The sequence below is a fragment of the bacterium genome (genome assembly GCA_016708315.1).
Lineage (GTDB): Bacteria > Zixibacteria > MSB-5A5 > CAIYYT01 > CAIYYT01 > JADJGC01.
This window is the reverse complement of record JADJGC010000003.1, coordinates 200,970-218,980: the sequence shown is the minus strand read 5'-3', so window position 1 is coordinate 218,980 and position 18,011 is coordinate 200,970. Positions and strand designations below refer to the sequence as shown.

14 protein-coding genes are annotated in these 18,011 nt (G+C 50.6%); 2 read left to right on the top strand and 12 right to left on the bottom strand.

The window, feature by feature from the left end; all coding sequences use genetic code 11:
- Window positions 1-11 precede the first annotated feature (11 nt).
- From IPH59_03890 to IPH59_03855, 8 genes are all read right to left on the bottom strand, one after another.
- A complete protein-coding gene (locus tag IPH59_03890) occupies window positions 12-623 on the bottom strand; it encodes a flagellar basal body-associated FliL family protein (protein MBK7090853.1) in 612 nt (203 codons plus the stop codon).
- Between the two features lie 10 nt (window positions 624-633).
- Window positions 634-846: a flagellar FlbD family protein gene (locus IPH59_03885; GenBank protein MBK7090852.1), complete on the bottom strand. Its 213-nt coding sequence runs from the start codon at window positions 844-846 to the stop codon at window positions 634-636.
- Window positions 847-861: 15 nt separating this feature from the next.
- Entirely contained in the window at window positions 862-2,781 is a 1,920-nt protein-coding gene (locus tag IPH59_03880; protein MBK7090851.1) for a flagellar hook-basal body complex protein, read from the bottom strand.
- 63 nt (window positions 2,782-2,844) lie between these two features.
- A complete protein-coding gene (locus IPH59_03875; GenBank protein ID MBK7090850.1) occupies window positions 2,845-3,201 on the bottom strand; it encodes a flagellar biosynthesis protein in 357 nt (118 codons plus the stop codon).
- Window position 3,202: 1 nt separating this feature from the next.
- Entirely contained in the window at window positions 3,203-3,880 is a 678-nt protein-coding gene (locus IPH59_03870; protein ID MBK7090849.1) for a flagellar hook assembly protein FlgD, read from the bottom strand.
- Window positions 3,881-3,887: 7 nt separating this feature from the next.
- Entirely contained in the window at window positions 3,888-5,522 is a 1,635-nt protein-coding gene (locus IPH59_03865; protein MBK7090848.1) for a flagellar hook-length control protein FliK, read from the bottom strand.
- A 6-nt stretch (window positions 5,523-5,528) separates the two neighbouring features.
- Window positions 5,529-6,197: a hypothetical protein gene (locus IPH59_03860; GenBank protein ID MBK7090847.1), complete on the bottom strand. Its 669-nt coding sequence runs from the start codon at window positions 6,195-6,197 to the stop codon at window positions 5,529-5,531.
- A gap of 213 nt (window positions 6,198-6,410) precedes the next feature.
- The gene (locus IPH59_03855; GenBank protein MBK7090846.1) at window positions 6,411-7,988 is read right to left on the bottom strand and encodes a hypothetical protein; all 1,578 of its coding nucleotides are present in this window, start codon (window positions 7,986-7,988) and stop codon (window positions 6,411-6,413) included.
- Window positions 7,989-8,237: 249 nt separating this feature from the next.
- Here IPH59_03855 and IPH59_03850 point away from each other — a divergent pair, with 249 nt between their 5' ends.
- Window positions 8,238-9,944, top strand: coding sequence for a S8 family serine peptidase (locus tag IPH59_03850; GenBank protein MBK7090845.1), 1,707 nt, complete (start codon window positions 8,238-8,240; stop codon window positions 9,942-9,944).
- An 80-nt stretch (window positions 9,945-10,024) separates the two neighbouring features.
- Here IPH59_03850 and IPH59_03845 read toward each other — a convergent pair whose 3' ends face one another.
- From IPH59_03845 to IPH59_03830, 4 genes are all read right to left on the bottom strand, one after another.
- On the bottom strand, window positions 10,025-13,570 hold the full coding sequence (locus IPH59_03845) for a S8 family serine peptidase (GenBank protein ID MBK7090844.1): 3,546 nt from the start codon (window positions 13,568-13,570) through the stop codon (window positions 10,025-10,027).
- A gap of 390 nt (window positions 13,571-13,960) precedes the next feature.
- Window positions 13,961-14,524, bottom strand: a complete 564-nt coding sequence (locus tag IPH59_03840; protein ID MBK7090843.1) for a hypothetical protein — start codon at window positions 14,522-14,524, stop codon at window positions 13,961-13,963.
- 108 nt (window positions 14,525-14,632) lie between these two features.
- The gene (locus tag IPH59_03835) at window positions 14,633-15,022 is read right to left on the bottom strand and encodes a response regulator (GenBank protein ID MBK7090842.1); all 390 of its coding nucleotides are present in this window, start codon (window positions 15,020-15,022) and stop codon (window positions 14,633-14,635) included.
- 131 nt (window positions 15,023-15,153) lie between these two features.
- Complete coding sequence (locus IPH59_03830) at window positions 15,154-15,942, bottom strand: beta-ureidopropionase (GenBank protein MBK7090841.1); 789 nt, start codon at window positions 15,940-15,942, stop codon at window positions 15,154-15,156.
- A gap of 76 nt (window positions 15,943-16,018) precedes the next feature.
- Between IPH59_03830 and IPH59_03825 the strand changes: the two genes are divergently transcribed.
- Window positions 16,019-18,010, top strand: coding sequence for a PAS domain S-box protein (locus IPH59_03825; GenBank protein ID MBK7090840.1), 1,992 nt, complete (start codon window positions 16,019-16,021; stop codon window positions 18,008-18,010).
- The last annotated feature ends 1 nt before the right edge of the window (window position 18,011 follow it).

Here is an 18,011-nt window from a genome sequence, read left to right as displayed (position 1 = left end):
TTCTCGTTATCCTATTGCAAAACAAAGTCTGTCAGATACACGGCCGTCGCTTGTGATGGCGTTGTAAATCGATTTACCACCACCAGAATCTGGCGTCGCATATCGTTGCGAACCTTGATATCCGCAAGCTCATCCACTGTCTTCGACGACAGAATTGTTATCAATAGATCCTTGATTTTGACCGCTTTGTCTTCGAAAGCTTGCTTGTCTTCTGCGGATGCCAGCTCAAAGCTGATACTGCACGAGAGATACCGCGTACCCTGCGTCTCGGCAGGATTGACTACAATACCCTCGACAGTAAAGAAATTGCCCGAACCAGCCGCGCCAGCTTCGCCGTGTCCGCTGCTTTCGCCGCCATGGGCCGGAGGTGCTGCTTCGTGCTTTTCCTCTTTGACCGGTTCCGCCTTAGCAGGTTCAGCCGGCTGTTCTACCGCAGTGTCTTTCGCCATCATCGGTTTAAGGACTTTGGCAGTCAGCATGTATGCGCCAAATATTGCCACTACGCCGATCAGGCCGAACATCGCCACCTTTGTCAGCATCGCTGCCAGGTTTGGTGGCAACAGACTCTTCTTTGCTGCTGCCGGTTGTTCGGCGACTTCGGTTTTCTCTTTGATATCCGGCATATACTACTTCCTATACTTCCCGGATCGGTACTGATTGAAATCCAACCAGCGTTGACCGCTTGTAACGCGTGACCCTGTCAATTATCTCTTCCGAATTTTCCTTCACCATTATCTTCTTGCCTGTGGTCAGGCTCACAATGGTGTCCGGAATCTCTTCGACGAACTCAATGAGATCGGCATTGATAACGATGGCCGTACCATTCAATCGTGTGACTTTAATCATAAATGCCTCAACTCACTATCTCTTCAAGTTGACCAGATCGTCCAGCATGTTGTCGGATGTCGTGATGACACGTGCATTCGACTGGAACCCGCGCTGGGCGATAATCATGTTCGTGAATTCTTGCGCCAAATCGACGTTGGCTGATTCGAGTGCGCCGGAGGAAATCGTCGCCGAGACTGTCTCGCCGGCAATGCCTTCAATGCCTTCACCCGAGTTTGCCGAAGTCTGGAACAACGACTCGCCTGACTTGAGCAAACCGGCTTCATTGCTGAAGTCCGCTAATGCAATCTGTGCCAGGTTTCGCGAAACGCCGTTCGTGAAAATGCCGATGATCATTCCGGTTGGGTCAATCGAGATCTTATCAAGAATACCCATGCCGTAACCATCTTGGTTAATCGCGGCAACTGTCTCAACTCCCGAGAATCCAGTCAAACCGTCATATTCTCCCGATGTACCGGCAAACAGCTCGATCTCTTCAAGCATGGCGCCGTTATTCGGATCGAAAATCAACTTGTCTGCGCCGCCATCAAAGCCCCATCTCAACAGCGAACCATCCGCGTTGAATTCAACGGTGCCCGATCCACCTGCTGAGATGATTTCTCCGCCTTGCAGCGACGACTCCCAGTACCACTTATTCGGTTCATGTGACTTGATGAAATTCGTCATCAACGTGTGCGTGCCGCCCAGAGAGTCGAATACTGTCAGCGACGTGGCCTTTGCCGTGTCCTTCGTCGTAATCGAAGCTACACCGGCATTCAATCCATCATCAGTAGAGCTAATCGTCACTCCGCCATCACCAAGTCCAGTCACTCCGGTTGCAAGTCCTGTAGAAGCGCTGATCGTAATGCCCAGCGACGTCGTCACTGAATTTCCGCCGACTGAAGGTGTAAATTCATCTTCAGCGACAAGGTCATGATCTGTACCGTTGACAACCGTAAATGCCGCGGCCGCCGCCTGACCAAAAACTCGGTTAGCGATGTCTCCGGCAACAGCAACGTTTGTTGCTACCGTATAGGAAGCACCTGCCATCGTGCGTTTGATCTGTATTTCTCCGCCTACAATCGAAGCGTCGATACCATCAATAATGTCGATGGCGTTTTTCAGTTCGTTCACTGTGGTGTTTAGAGTCAAGCCGGTGATCGTGATTGGCGATCCAGTGTCGACCGTCAGAGTAAGACTGGGCGATGTTACACCAAGGGACGTCAATGTTTCATTTCCGGTCAATGCTCCCGGTGAGGTGATATTCGTTCCGGAACGCGTTGCAAAGGTCGCATTGTCGCCGGTGAGTGTAATCATGTGCGTACCGCCGGCGCCGTTTCGGGCAACGCCCGAAACCAACGTGATACCATTGGTCGGCGAGAAGCTATCTGTCAACGTCGCCTCTGAACGCGTCGCCGACGCATCAAGGTTATTGCCGTACGAAACGCGCGTCGTAACCTTGGCAGGATCCTGCTGTCCGAACGGAAGCTGAATATTCTTAACTGTCTCTGTCGAAGGAATCTGCCCCGACGCATCCGCCGTTTTACCTTGGACATAAAGTCCGTTCGACGGATTTACCAGGAAGCTGTTCGCGTCAAATCCGAATGCGCCTGCGCGGGTATAGAATTTCTGATTACCGTCTGATAGCACGAAGAATCCGTTACCCTGAATCGCCAAATCCGAAATTTGGCCGGTCAATTCAAGACCACCTTGGGTGAACAGATTGTCAATTGATGCCACGTTCATGCCCAAACCCAATTGGATTGGATTCGAACCGCCTGATACTGATGACGGGCGCCCCGCGCCGCGCAGCGTCTGGACCAGCGCTTCTTGAAACACCGAACGACCAGACTTGAATCCGACCGTGTTGATGTTCGAAATGTTGTTACCGATCACGTTCATTCGAACCTGATGGTTTCTTAGTCCTGCGACACCTGCGAAGAGTGATGCTAACATATATCCTTTACCTCCGAATTCAGGCTTCCTCTATGGAGGTCCGGCCTGTGGTTCTTTGTTTATTTATCCAACTACCACCGCATCGATGTTGGTGAAAACACCGTGCTTCATTTTTTCCGTTTCCATCGCTGTCACAACCGTCCGGCTTGGCACATTCACCAACAGCGCAAGGTTGTCCAGCAGTACTACCGAATCGCGGGCGCCTTTGTCCGAAGCCCGGTCTACGGCATCTGTCAAACGTGCTAATCTCTCCGGTCCCATATCCAAATGGCGCCGGCTAATCCGATCATTGAGATGCTTCGAGAATGTCAGTCCTTCGCCGGAAACTCCCTCTTGGGTTCTTCGCGAAGTACCGACCGACTTCTGCTCAGACTCAATTCTATTTACACCTTGCAATTGATTGACGGGATTAATTGCCATATCAACCTCCGCTCACGGTTCTGACGCTCGCCAGTGGGATCATTCCGCCCTCAACCAACAGATAAGCTTGACCGTCGATGTAGTCCACTCCGGTCACGAGACCTTTGTTGAATCCGGCAGCGCTGACTGCCTTGCCTTGCGGATCGCTCAATGTGACTTTGTAACCGTAGTTACCGGCTGGCAAATCATTACCGGCATTGTCATTGCCGTTCCACGCGAGACTATGTTCGCCAGGCTGCAGCTGCGACACTGTGAAGGTGCGAACTACTGTGCCCTCAGCGTCATAAATGCTGACAACACCCGAAAGGGCGAAGTCTGTCGTTGTGAAACTGATCGGCGATACGTGATCGCTGCCGACTGCCGTTACGCTGGAATCAGCGGTGACTGTCTTTCCGATAAGCGAAGTCGCCATCGTATTGTTGATCGTTTGCGACAGCAGCATATTCCACTGTGCATTCGTCGACATGGTCTCGTTGAGGTTCTGTAACTGCTCCAGCGAAGAAAACTGCGTCATTTGTCCGATGAACTCTTGATCTTTCATCGGTTCCAGCGGGTTCTGATACCGCATCTGCGCCGTCAACATTTTCAGAAAATCATCTTTGCCGAGCACGCCGTTCGACGCCTGGGTCGCTTCGGTCGTCTGCGGAGCTAACATCGAACTGATTGACTGTGGTTCCATTTTGTCCTCATGCCACCAGGTTCAGCGCACCGCCGTACGCGGTGTACAAGTTCTGTGATATCTCGGCTGTCGCCGGAATGTCCGCGCTAAACTTGCCTTCATTCGCGCGTGATTCGCTGTTTCGACCGCGCCATTCCTGTTGGAACGCGCTTTGGCGACGCGAATTGCTATCGTCATTTACTGAGACTTCAATGCTATTCAATCTAAGACCGGCACGTTCGAAGCTCTCGCGCAATTGCGGGAGTGAATGCTCGACTGCGCGACGAGCGTCTTCGCTCGACGTCTCAAGGCGCGCATTGACTTCAGTTGGAGTTGTCATCAAGCGGATCTTCAGATTGCCGAGATGTTCCGGCTGAAGCTGAATCTTGATTTCGCCCTTCTTAAGCAGTGCTTCGATGTGGCTTTGCTTGATATCCAATTTAAATCGCTCTGTACCGTTTAGCTCGAAGCTGTTATCCGTTACCTGCGTTACTTGCTTGTCTACTGCTACCTTGAAATCCGTTTTGTCGATTGCGAGGTTTTCCACCAGCGTTTCTTTCGCGTTACCACCAGCGTTGATCAATTTCTCAATGTCAAATCCCTGCTGCTTCAATGCCGTCTGCACCGGTTTGCGCGCAACCAAACGAGGTTCGGCACTGGGGGAGTTTTCAGTTTCCTGCATCGGCTTCGGGTCGGACGGAGTCACTGTCTTCGCCGACGCATGGGCATCACGCACCAGCTTTACCGGTTTCGAGGCTTGTCCGCTGATCGCCGTTGCCGCCACAAATCGCGGCGCCGCTGCGATCGGCAGATCCGAAGCCACAACGACACGTTGAGCTATTGTCGCAACTTCCGGCTTAGCTTGTACTTCACTTTGCGCGTTGTTTAACTTGATTTGGACATTCACTTTCGCGGATGCCGACTCGATATTCAAATTCGGGAATGACCGTTTCAATTCTGACTTGAGCAAGCCTGTGTTCTTCGATGCCTGTTGCACGGAAGATTTGATCGCCGGTACGGCATCTTCGGCTACGATCTGAGGAACGACTGACGATTTCTCGTTCATGACTTCGCCTGAAAGCACTTTGGCCGCGTCGTCACTCATTTCGACGTTGGCATTAATCATAACGCCGTTCGAGTTCTTGTCGGTTAGCGTTGCTAACTCAGTTTCAATGCGACCAACCAATGTCGATTCCATTGAGATCGGAAACGCTTTGGCCGTGAGTTCGAACACTGGATTGCCAGTTTGTACATTCGGCGCAATCACAACAGCCGCATTAGCAACATTCTCGCTAACCGGCAGTACTTCATTGACATCTTGACTCGGTAATGCTGTGATTGTCTCTTGATCTTTCGCGATTGGCAGATTTTCAACAGTTTCTGTCTGAGGCAGAATGACAACGTCATCAACGGCTTCACTGTCACTGGTAATCGGCAACAGTTCCGCTACTGCAACCTGTAACTCCCTAACGCCAGTGCCCACAACTCCGTTGACCGGGATACCGATAGTCGGAATCGCCGTCTGCTGTGGCACTGTGCCCATCGCTTCAGCAAACATCTGTGCAAAAAGACCATCCCCGGAAGGTTGGCCGTTTGTCGCCGCTCCGACCTGGGTCGGGGCTTCAGATGCTTGCGGGGCGATTATGTTAAGCAGTGGGATCATCGTTTCTTATTCGCTCATCGAGATAATGTACTGTGTAATTCTTGCCGCGCGTTCCGGAGCCATCTTGCCGAGAACCTCCGAGGCTTTCGCTTTTTTCATCTTGCTGATTAGCACGCTGACTTGTGCGTCCGTGAGATTAGAAAGAATCGGAACCAATTCCTCGGTGCCCATTCCTTCATAAAGCTTTGCCATTTGCGATATATTGCCTTCTTCCATCGACTTCTTGCGATCCATTAAGGCTTCTACCTGGCTCTTCAGAGTATTGAGTTGCGTCTTTTCGAGTTCCATTTGTGCAATCTGGCGATCGAGATCCTGCTTCTGCTGAATGAACCAAACGCTCTTCTCGATGGAGTCGCGTACGATTGCGGTATCGCTCATTAGTCCGCTTTCATCTTCGCCGCCGTATCCTTCAAAGAGAGCCTGATACGGATCCGCTTCCTCTTCTTCGGCCTCTTCGTGATGTGCGGTGTCGGCTGCCTGAGCAAGACTGTCAGCGGTGAGTGCTCCCGGCTTGACATTTGAATCGCTGAACACGCCAAGTTGGAGTGAGAATATCACTACGGCTAACACGAATACACCCGCGCCGCCGATAATCAGCATCATTGGTGATTTTCCGCCCGCCTTCGCTTTCGGCGGTTCACTTTGCGGTTGCTGTTCGACTTCTTTTTCGGCCATTACTAATCCTCCAAATGGCGACTTGCGCCTTCTTGCCGTGAAACTGCTTTGCAAGAGTAATGCCAACTCGACAACCAAGCTGCTAACTTGCTCGCTGATAACAATTTCCGGGGCGTGTGAAAAATGCGACTCGGATGACTAACAGCATCGTCGAGGAAAAGTATTCCTGTTGTTTAGGAAGATTCTGATTAGAAAGAAGTCTCTGGTAACTGTCTATCGCGTCGAGATTGCAGTGAGGTGCCTCACCAATGCATCGGGAGTAATCGTGCTGTCGCCGATGATCGCCGCAATCTCCAATTCTGACTTGCGCGTTCCGTGAGCCCAAAGCCCTTTGAGAAAACTACCGGCATCTGCCGACATGTACCATTGGTCGCCAAACTCGTCGCGAAGATACTCGCGAATCTGCGCCGCCAAAAACCAACCCGTCAAGTATTCCGCTGAAGCAAACCCATCGAGTCGTCGAAACATCAATTCGCGATCGACTTCGTTCCAGCTAAACGCGCCAAGCGGTTTATTGATCTGCTCATAAGCAAGTCGCGGATCTGTCGCTCCGCCATACACCTCAAGCTCAAACAAAAAGTCACCACAATACGATCGCACTGCAAGCAGTTGCACGAACGCTCGTTGTCGCAGATACTGGTTCACCTCGCCAACTGGAATTCCGAAGTTGGCACTCACAAACTCCGGCTCGTCAAGCAGTCCTTCGAAAAGAAACGCATACGCTTCCTTCAAGGCGCCGCCACCAAGCTGCGTAAACTCAAATTCACGCTCCGTTGTGTTTACCCAATGAAGCGTATGGCCGATTTCGTGGAACAGCGCCGATGTCGCCCAAAGTCCGGAGTCGCTCGGCAGAACGACTCTAATGTCATCGGGAATATTCACTGCGTAAGTTGCTGCGCGAGTATTCACTCGACTCTGTTGCCGCGCAACCGTCGGTAGATTCGTGTCATCGAATCCTAACCCCAACTGCTTCAACACTTGGTCGCACCGTTCAAATTGATCGCCGCTCTGAAAATATTCATCAAATGGAGAGGTGCCGACTAAGTACGGTAAGTCATACCCCCGCAACATCTCATACTTCAATCCCGACAATTCCGGCACCGCCAACTTGGCGAGCGTCGTGAAAATGCTGTCCGTCTGTCGCACCGTACTGCGAGCCTGCTCTGCAAGCGTTCCGTAGTCGAGTTCTTGACGCTCCTGGCAAAGCGAAGTATAATCTCCATATCCCATGTCAAATGCCGTAGAGTCTTCAATCTCAACTATGCTCTCAATTACAGCGTTTTCTTTCTCAAGTTCGGGGATCCATGCGTAATACGCCCGTTGCCTCAGATCACGGTCGCTATCGTTCGCCAAAATTTCCTGCAGATCGCCAAGCCCCAACTTCTTGTCTCCAACGACGACAGCGCTGATGTTTCGCATCTCCGTCAAATAGCGCTCAACTTCATCTTTTCGTTGCTGGACTACCGAATTCAACAGAAAGTGGCGCAACCGTCGCACCTTTCGTTCATCTTCGGAATCCGCAGAATAACTGTCTTCTATTTTTTGAAGCAGCTTCAGATTCTCGTCCTTCGTCAATTCGGCCAAGATATCGTCATACGTCTGCCCGCTATCTGGCTGAACACCAAGTGAATCAGTCTTAGTCGCATCTACATAATTCGACGCGATTTCACGCCGGTAGGCTTCACGGGCCTCACCCCTGATCGCTATCAGTTTCTCCCACTCGCTTTGGGTTATCTCGGAGTTGTCGCGCGAACAACCTGCAAGACCTGCGAAGCAAAGCGCATATACCACGAATTTCCGGAAACTCTTGTTCATTCAGCTGGTTAGATTACGTAGCGAACCGTGAAACGTCCAGACAAAACTGACGAATATCAGCAAATCAGCCGATGTACTTACAGACAGTTGAATCGCGTCTTGTTTCCTGAAGTTCGAAAGATTGTGTCCGGCTCGTTGCCGACTAAATTGTTGACAGAATTGAAATTAGTTGATATCTTGGATATGTAACGTCTACTTCAACATAGGACCACGCACGAGGTGAGCATGAAAGTTTTTGGCACTGGGGCGTTGATTGCAATGCTCTTGATTGTCGGTATTACTGTCGCAAAACAGCGTCCCGATTTTCAGGACCCGAGCTACTTCACCGCGAAAAGTGAAGTTCCGATTTCCGACCGCGCCGTCGACTATCTCGCGAAGAATCAAATCGATGGCAAAGTCAAGATTTGGGTGTTCTTCACTGACAAAGGTATTTTTAACAAGTCCGAATTCACGGCAGCCGCTTTGACTGCAAAAGCCGGTTTGACACCTCGCGCAAAAGCACGTCGTGAAAAACATGGAGTCTCTGAAATTCGCTTCATCGATTTGCCGGTTAATGGCCGCTACGTCGATCAGCTTGAATCGATGGGCGCCAAAGTTCTGAGTACATCCAAATGGCTCAATTCGGCATCAATCGAAATCGACATCAATCGCGTCGGCTTGATTACCGATTTGTCATTTGTCAATCGCGTTCAGCCGGTCGCAACTTTTAAGCGTCCTGTCGAAGAAGTCTCATTCGACAAGGCCATCCCGCAGGGTGACCAGCAGTCCCTTCAACCGACTTCTCTCTTGTATGGTTCGTCACTCGGGCAGTTGACGCAAATCAATGTTCCGATGTGCCACGATTCAGGCTACGCCGGACAAGGAATGCTAATCTCTGTATTCGATACCGGATTCCGCAAGAGTCACAATTCCTTTGCGCAAGCATATATCGATGGCCGCGTCATTGCGGAACACGATTTCGTTTTCAATGACGGAAACGTCTCCAACGAAGTTGGCGATGATGCCAGTGCCTGGAGTCACGGCACCAGTACATGGTCGACTTGTGGCGGCGCTAACTCTGGAGTCCATTACGGGCCAGCCTACTTGGCTCAGTTCATCTTGTGCAAGACTGAGGACGTTCGCAGCGAAACTGTGGTGGAAGAAAACAATTGGGCAGCTGCCATGGAATGGTGCGATTCAATCGGAACAGACATCATCACTTCATCGCTCGGCTATACCGATTGGTACGTGACTACGAATTACAATGGCGACTTCTGCGTTTCGACGGTCGCTGCCGACATCGCTGCCTCCAACGGAATCCTCGTCGTCAATTCTGCCGGAAACTCCGGCTCGGCGCCTCAGACACTTGGTGCGCCTGCCGATGCAGATAGCATCATTACCGTGGGCGCAGTCAATTCTAGTGGTACCATTGTTAGTTTCTCATCGCGTGGACCGACCGCCGACGGACGAATCAAACCCGAGGTTTGTGCCCAGGGATCAAATGTCTCAGTCGCCAGCTCGGGTGGAGACGCTTCCTATGGCGCCTCAAGCGGCACTTCATTCTCTTGTCCGTTAACCGCCGGCGCCGCAGCAATCGTGTGGGCAGCCAACCCGGGTTGGACAAATATGCAGGTCCGCGAAGCCTTGATGGTAACTGCAAACAATGCGGCCACACCGAACAACAACTATGGTTGGGGTATCATCAATACTTGGGCAGCTCTCAATTATTCATTCGCGCCGCCAAGCTTCATTCCGGGCGACGCCAATGGTTCAGGCGGTCTTTCGATTTCAGATCCCGTCTTCTTGATTAGTTATGTTTTTGCAGCTGGTGCGGCTCCCTCGCCTTTGGAGTCTGGTGATAGCGATTGTAGTGGAAGTATCTCAATTTCTGATGCCGTCTACTTGATCAATCACATCTTTGGCGGTGGCCCTGCTCCGGATTCTTGCGAATAATTCAAATCGTAGACCACAAATTGAACAGGGACACCATCGTGTCCCTGTTTTCATTTGCAAGTGTCGATCAAATCTCTGATCTACTTGATCAACACCATCTTTCCGGTTGCTATGGCGTTATTGCTCTCCACTTGATAGAAGTAAACTCCGGAAGGCAATACATTGCCGTTTCGATCCGTCGCCTCCCAATTCATACGATGCCGCCCGGCGGACTGTGCTGGCGCTACAATCTTACAAATCGATTGACCCGACAGGTTGTAGATATTGATGATGACATCACCTGATTTCGGAATCGAGTACTCGATAGTGGTTGCTGCGTTGAACGGATTCGGATAGTTCTGCACGGTCACAAAATCTCGGGGCAGAAGGTCAATGTCTTCCTCAACATCAGTAGACACATCATGGCGAAGGGGCGCAACATTATCCAACTTCCGGTTGTACCGCCACATCGGGCATGGCGAATTCTCTTCACTCCATAACACGCCAACAAGCGAGGTGAATATCAACTCATTCTCAGGTGTAATCGCAAGCATGTCAGTGTAGCCGTCACCGTCTATATCGCCAAAAGTCGGGATATTAGCCATTGACGGCCTCCCCAGCGAATGTGCGGATGTATACCACGGCCAACCCTCGATTCGCTCTCCTGAGGCTCCAAAAGCATCGAAGCGCTGTACCGGGAACGTTGCAAACATATCTCGCCCTACCTCGACCACGGCTTCGGCTCCAGGATTGTTGTCGATGTCTATCAACAATGGCATCGAAGTTATCCCTGGATGCAGTTCGGCTCCCAACAGTCCTGTCATCGGTTGCTCGTCGAGGAACGGCTCGCCGTCAGCATCCCACGCAAAGAGGTATCCAAAGCTTCCGTCGTGAAGCGAAACCACCGATTCCGGAGCGCCATCACCATTTACATCTCCGAATATCGCCATCGGCGGATCAAGAAATCCCGGGATTCCGAGATGACGTGCCAGTCTGTTCAAAACTCGAAAATCGGAATCCAATATTATCTCGAAATAGCCATAGTTGAGATTCCCCTTGGACAGTGCTCCCATGACAACGAGATCATAGTGACCGTCACCATTTGCATCAGCCGCCGCCATTCCTGAGACCCTAAACGAGACGTCACCGAAGTCAAAATTGAATGTCCTCTGAGGTTCGCCGCACAGATTGTATCTAGTCAATAAGTTGTTTAGTCCCAGCACATATAGCTCGTCTATCGAATCGCGATCCAAATCTGCCGCTTGAATCAATCCACCCTTGATCTTGAGAGGGAAACACGTTTCTCCGGTTGCCCCAGGGCTAAATACTCTCAGCTCACTTTCGCTTATGGGATTGCCACCCGGCTTATAGACTATCTCGTCATAACCATCCCGATCAAGGTCTCTGGCAAATAGAATGGGAAAGAACGACTCACTGGATGCTGAATAGTGAAGGGTCCGAGGCGGACTATAGATCACTTCCGTCCAGAGACCACTTGCTGAGCCCGCAGCAATGATGCTGTTTGACGTTTCTGACAAGAAGACCAGATCATCAATACCGTCTCCGTCTATCGAGCACACAGCCGGCACTACCAGGCACTTTCCTTCAGGCAAGTCCGGCAGGGCTGCGAAATCGCGTCTTCCTTCGGGATCGAAGACCATCAGCCCGGCATCGGTACCGACAACTATCTCGTTTCGCCCATCTCCATTGAAGTCGCCATAGTTCGCCATAATCGTGGCGTTTGCGCCGAGTTGGCGTCGCCAACCCTTTTCTCCGGAGAATCGTGATGCTATCTCAACTCTGTCTTCGAATTCCCCCTCAAGTCCAGCGCTGCTGAACACTCTTGCTCGAACAAAGTAGTCGCCATCTGGGAGTCCGACTTGGCTCCAGAAAACACTTAGATCGCCGAAAGTCGGAAATGTCAACTCAGTAATAGTCGTCCAATTGCTGATCTCCCCTGCCGGTCGAAAATCTACGACAGTCCTTTCAAAATTCGGACAAATTGAATTTAGTCCGAGTTCCATGCCGCCCGAAGATACCACTGGTCCCTCCGGAAAGTTTAGCTCAACTATCGCAGACGGCACCAGCAGCACAGTTCGACGCGCTTCATTTTCTTCGCCGACTATAAGCCGCAATTCGATCAGTCCTGATGTCTCTGACATCTCAAGTTCAGCTAATACACCATTTGAGATGTTCGCTTGCCCATTCCTGATTGGCACCCATTCTGATTCACCATCTCTGCGATACTCAACTGAATACTCAACTCCGCCGGGTGCAATCGCATCGCCGGTGATCTCAATATTGCCGTCAATAATGGCGCCTTCCCGTGGGTACTCGATTCTCGCCTGAGATGCCGGAGTATTCACGAGGGCGTGCGCCAAGTTCAACCGCCCGTGGCCGCTGTACTTGTCCCATCCCGGATAGCTTTCCCCCTTATGTCGCGGGTCCAACAAATCCTCGCTCGTGGAATAGACAATCTCCTCAATCAGGTCAATCTTGAGGCCCGGCGACTTGGCGCGCATTTCTGCAATTGTTGCCGCAACATGTGGGCAGGCCATGCTGGTACCGGAAGCTTCGTAGTACAATTCGTCTATTACATGGACGGATGGTTCATTTGAAGGCGAGTCACCGTAGAGATCGGTGTTCCTGGCGCGTAATGACAAAACGGACTCACCCGGTGCGCTAATATCCACTTGCGGTCCGTAAGTTGAAAATTCTGCTACATAATCCTTACTCGTGGTGGCTCCGACACCGATAACAAATTCGTAAGCCGCCGGGAATATCACATCCTCGGCGCCGGAATTACCCGTTGCCGCACACAAGACAACTCCCTTTTCGCGCGCATAGAGAAGCGCATCACGCAACAGCAATGACTCAAACACCATCCCCCACGACATATTGATGACGTCTGCACCGTTGTCTGCCGCATAGATAATGGCTTGTGCAGCCAATGATACGGACATCGTGGGATATATCTTCAGCGCCATCACATCGGCATTGTTCGCAATTCCCGCAATCCCCATCGAGTTATCTGCCGTCGCAGCTACAATTCCTGCGCAATGCGTTCCATGTCCATAAGTATCGCTTGGGTCGTTGTCGGAAAAAATCGGTATCGAAGATTCATTTGCCGAAAAATCCCATCCCCAGATATCATCCACATATCCATTGTGATCATCATCGAAGCCATTGCCCGACACCTCATCGGTGTTCGTCCAAATACGGCCTCCGAGTTCCGGATGATCTCGATCAACTCCCGTATCAATGATCGCAACTATTATGTGATTGCTGTCTGTCACGTCCGGTGCCTCCGGGAACCTAATATCTGCACCTGCCGATCCCCTTTGCATGATGAGCAAATCGTTATTGTCCCCTTCGATGCGTAAGACAGAGAAGTAGCGTTGACCGACGTTTTCCAGATTCCACTGATAGTGGAATAGTTCATCATTAGGAGTCTCAAACAACTCCAACCGATGATCCAACTCAACATACTCGAATAAGTCTGAATGGAAAGTCGCAGCAACAAACTCATCAGCTTGCTGCTTTGTGGAGTACTCAACTACGCGGACTCCGCCGAATGCGGCATTTTCCAAACTGTTTATCCGCTTCTCGGAAAACGGACGGACTGATACCGGTGCCGTCTTCGCCACTAAATCTGCGAATTCAGCTTCAAGAGCCGTCGAATATCCCCCCTTGGACTTGGTTCCAGATTCACGAAATTTGACTATAACACGCCAGGGACCAGTGTCGCTCGTAGACACTACTCCCCTTGAACTTAGGTTCACAGAGCTGACTGTTGAAATCCAAACAGATAGAACGCAAAAGCAGACTACGTAAGTAAACGAGAATCGCATCGAAACAACCACCTCCCAGAGAAGTCCTGCAACTTCAAATCCACCTCAACTCACTTACCCAATATAGCCCCAACCCGCATTTTTAGCCACTATTTATTCAATATAAGGACAATATTGAACCACAATTCCCGATGCGTCGTCGACAACCAACTCTCATTAGGGTGCCGAGTACCGGAAACAGCCCCACTAACCCAACTTGTCTACGATCTTCCGAACTTGCTCCGCCAAGTCATCTACTTTGCGATTCAGCTCTTCAAGGTCCTTCTTTCGGGCGACTTTGAGATTTTCAATCGTCACCTCGACATCCTTTGAGATTCTCTCTTTAAGATCCCTTGTTGAATTCTCCGCCTTATCCAGCAACTCCAGGATCGCTTCCGATCGTTTCGTCTTAGCGATTTCACCTTCCTTGATCAGCGTATCAACGATCTCCTCAGCCTTGCTTTTCGTGATTTCAAACACGCCAATGGAAGCCAGCACCGTCTTTTTCAGAATATCCATGTTCATCTCTCCTCTCAGGGCGATAAAGCCCCGCAACGTCTCTATAATTGAATGCTTGTTGTTACTAGATGACAACTCCTCGATAAACAACTGCCCCAATACCGGCACCGTCATGTCTTCCCCCGACTTACTGTCGACTATTCGAAAACTCTCATTTCGATGGATGTACTCGCGCAGATTCGGCCCGCTGATAAATCGGCTCAAAACCGTGTCGTACAATAGCCGGTTGGGATATCGTTTAATCGTCTTCATTCTCAGATGTTTATACGTTGCAACTTTGTGCGGCGCACAATAAATCTTCCAAAAAAAAGGATGGCTGCCACCACAGCCATCCTTACAGCAACCCTAAAGGTATATCTACTATACCTTAGCAAAACTAAGGAGCACAACATTGACTATTTCAAGCAGTCGCTCGCAGACAAACGGCTTTTTGATGAACATGTCACCGCCTGCCTTGAAACCGCGTCCCTGATCATCCGAAGTGTCTTTTCCGGTCAGGAAAATCACTGGGATATTCTCGGTCTGCGGATCTTTTTTCAGTTCGTTGCAGATTTCATATCCATCCATCTGCGGCATCATTATGTCGAGGAATATCATATCCGGCTTGAATGTCTTCGCCCGTTCGAGCCCCATAATCGCCGAGTTTTCAGCCACTACGGTGTGACCCGCATTGGTCAGAAACGCCTCGAGAATATCGGTGATCTCGGGTTCATCATCCACGACAAGAATTTTTGCTTTTCTTAAACCCATATCCGCACTTCCAATTTGAAAACGGTTCCTTTAAGTTATCGGAAGTCGAGTTATGTTCTTTAGCCCGTTTTAGTAAGCAGTTAAAGAGTTTTGGCTTGTATCGAAAGGCTCAATCGCCTGAGTGGCGGAAACTACTTGAAGTAATACTCGTCTTTTCGGTCGGAAACCATGTCGTTCAACGAGTTTACTGACTTATCTCTTGCCCTTTGCGGATCAATCTCAACTATCGTTAAGACATCCTCCTGAATCCCGGCACGTGCGAGCACCTCGCCCTTTGTCGAAGTTATCTGGCTGCGACCGGTGAATCCAATCTCTTCTTCGCCCTGCTTATCGACTCCCCAGCGATTACAGGTAATGGCAAACACCCCATTCTCCAAACATCTGGTCACCATCGCATCCTGACAATGTGGCAATACCAGGTTCGATGGATGACAAATTATGTCCGCTCCTTTTAGCATCAACGTCCGCGCCGACTCCGGAAATCTCCAATCGAAGCAGATCATCATTCCTATTCGAGCACCGCGAAATTCCAGTATCGAAAAACCCGTGTCTCCGGAGTCAAACCAGTTCTTCTCCAGATTGAACAAATGCGTTTTCCGATAGAGATGACAAGCCCCGTCCGGCAATACCATCGCCGCCGAATTATAAACTTTGTCGGCGCCCAACTCCGGAAATCCGAAGACGATTGCCCCGTTGTGTCGGCTGGCCAACGAACGAATGAAATCGAAACTCTGCCCCTTTTGAAATTCTTCTGCCAGGTCGAAAGCTGCCTTCCGGGAAGGCATGAAATAACCGGAAAAACACAGCTCTGGCAGCACCAACAAATCAAACTCAGCGTCTCGGATCAGCTCCGTAACGCGGCTGCGATTGATCTCCGGGTCGCCAAAAACGACATTGTATTGTAAAAATCCGACTCGCATAATCTCTTGGTTGAACTGTTGGAAAGTATCATATTCGCATAGTGAAGACAAACGAAAAGTTAGAGCGGATTAGGCTATGATGCGGCGTCGCGTTGTCCTTGCATTGACAATCTTGGTCGGTGTAATCATTCTGATTCTCGCTTATTCAGGCATCCAATCGAGCCGCGACAACATGCTGCAATTGATCGCGCAAAATGGCGAATCAATGATGCAAGCGCTTGTCACCTCCGCCGGAAACAACCTTGCCGCTTCAGCGATTGTCGAAGAATCAAGCGCACAGCGTTTGGTCGAGATTGGCAATCTCCTCGGTCGCCTCCTCGACAGCAATCCCCATCTCGATGACACGCTCGAGCTTTGGGAACGACGATACCAACTCTCCCGAATTGACCTTGTAACAGCTGACTCGACTGTCATCGCATCCTCCTGGAGCGAGAGTATCGGGAAGCAACTTGAGTATGAACCGGAACGTATGGCTGTTCTTGATTCAGTTTTGTCCAAGAGAACACCCATCGCCATTTCGGTGCCGCTTCCGTCGGCGTTACCCCAAGACAACCTCGCCTATCTCGCTGTTGCAACCAAAGGCGGAGCGCTAGTGCTCCAAGCCCCGGTTCGCAAGTTGACTGACTTTCAAGAGTCCCTTGGCATCGGTTTTGTCATTCGCCAATTGGGCGGCCAAGACGCGATTAGTTATGCCGTACTTCAGACCGACTCAGGAATCGTACTTGCATCTCGATCTATCGCGCCGATGATTGCCATTCAAAACGACCCATTTCTCGTTGGCGCTCTCGAACATGAACAATCCGTCAACCGGCTTTATGAATTCGAAGATGAGCAAGTCCTGGAAGTCGTCCGCTCATTCAAGAGTGATGTTATGCCTTCCGGGCTCTTTCGCATCGGAATGTCATTAGAAGTCTATCATCAGCTATACATCGATTCGCTCAAGCAACTCGGCATATTATCGCTTGTGCTTTTTGCACTCGGAATCGTCGGCGCCTATGCGACTACGTCAATCAAGAAGCTCCAAGTCACCGAAGGCAGCCTCGAACAACTTAAGTCGATGACCGATGAAATCGTTCAATCGCTCGAAGCTGCCGTCGTCGCCACCGATAAATCAGGTCGTTTGATCATTTTCAATCCGCTCGCCGAACGCATTTTCGCCCGTTCCGCCCGGTCTGTCCTGGGAAAACCATACGACGAGATTTTCAGCGATGACGTCATCTCGCTCAAACACACCCGCACCGAACCGGCAAAAGTATTCCGGAGCGAGACTGTCTTTACGCAATCAGAAAGTAGGCGCCTGAATCTACTTGTATCTTCCTCACCGCTCTACGACCGAAATGGGTCACTCAACGGCGGCGTTTCCCTTGTATATGACCTCACCGAGATGAAACGACTCGAAGAAAACGCCCGCGCCGCCGAACGCCTGTCCGAATTGGGCACCCTTGCCGCTGGTGTAGCGCACGAAATCCGCAATCCTCTCAACTCGATTGCGATTGCTTCTCAGCGGCTTCAACTTGAGTTTGCCCCGTCCGAAAACGTTGAAGAATACCGCGTATTTCTTCAGACTATCAGGGATGAAATCGAACGCCTGAACGCTATCATCAAGGACTTCCTTGCCCTCGCCCGCGGCGGTAATCTTGCCAAAGTTTTAGTTGAGTTAAAGTTATACTTGAACGAAGTTGTCTCATTGGCGAGATTAGAAGCCGACAAACGTGGCGTCGCCATTAGTATCGACATCGAGCCAGACCTGGCAGTGGAGATCGACAAGAACGAAATCAAGAAGGTTTTCGTCAATCTCATTCAGAATGCGCTGCAGGCTATCGACGGCGATGGCGATATAAGAATTAAGGCACACAAAGTCCTGAATGGAAGTGTGCTGATCGACGTTCAAAATTCCGGTGCCCCGATCCCACCCGAGGATCGCAACCGGATCTTTCAACCGTACTTTACGACCCGTTCGGACGGAACTGGACTGGGTCTGGCAATATGCCGCCGCATCGTTTCTGACCATGGCGGCACAATGGAGTTACTCGAGGGTGAGCCGACAACTTTTCGTATCGTGTTGTAGG

Excerpts from the sequence above, each read along its gene's own strand:
- IPH59_03835 (MBK7090842.1), bottom strand. The coding sequence starts at position 15,022 with ATGGGTTTAAGAAAAGCAAAAATTCTTGTCGTGGATGATGAACCCGAG.
- IPH59_03870 (MBK7090849.1), bottom strand. The coding sequence starts at position 3,880 with ATGGAACCACAGTCAATCAGTTCGATGTTAGCTCCGCAGACGACCGAA.
- IPH59_03885 (MBK7090852.1), bottom strand. The coding sequence starts at position 846 with ATGATTAAAGTCACACGATTGAATGGTACGGCCATCGTTATCAATGCC.
- IPH59_03830 (MBK7090841.1), bottom strand. The coding sequence starts at position 15,942 with ATGCGAGTCGGATTTTTACAATACAATGTCGTTTTTGGCGACCCGGAG.
- IPH59_03890 (MBK7090853.1), bottom strand. The coding sequence starts at position 623 with ATGCCGGATATCAAAGAGAAAACCGAAGTCGCCGAACAACCGGCAGCA.
- IPH59_03825 (MBK7090840.1), top strand. The coding sequence starts at position 16,019 with ATGATGCGGCGTCGCGTTGTCCTTGCATTGACAATCTTGGTCGGTGTA.
- IPH59_03840 (MBK7090843.1), bottom strand. The coding sequence starts at position 14,524 with ATGAAGACGATTAAACGATATCCCAACCGGCTATTGTACGACACGGTT.
- IPH59_03865 (MBK7090848.1), bottom strand. The coding sequence starts at position 5,522 with ATGATCCCACTGCTTAACATAATCGCCCCGCAAGCATCTGAAGCCCCG.
- IPH59_03875 (MBK7090850.1), bottom strand. The coding sequence starts at position 3,201 with ATGGCAATTAATCCCGTCAATCAATTGCAAGGTGTAAATAGAATTGAG.
- IPH59_03850 (MBK7090845.1), top strand. The coding sequence starts at position 8,238 with ATGAAAGTTTTTGGCACTGGGGCGTTGATTGCAATGCTCTTGATTGTC.
- IPH59_03860 (MBK7090847.1), bottom strand. The coding sequence starts at position 6,197 with ATGGCCGAAAAAGAAGTCGAACAGCAACCGCAAAGTGAACCGCCGAAA.
- IPH59_03880 (MBK7090851.1), bottom strand. The coding sequence starts at position 2,781 with ATGTTAGCATCACTCTTCGCAGGTGTCGCAGGACTAAGAAACCATCAG.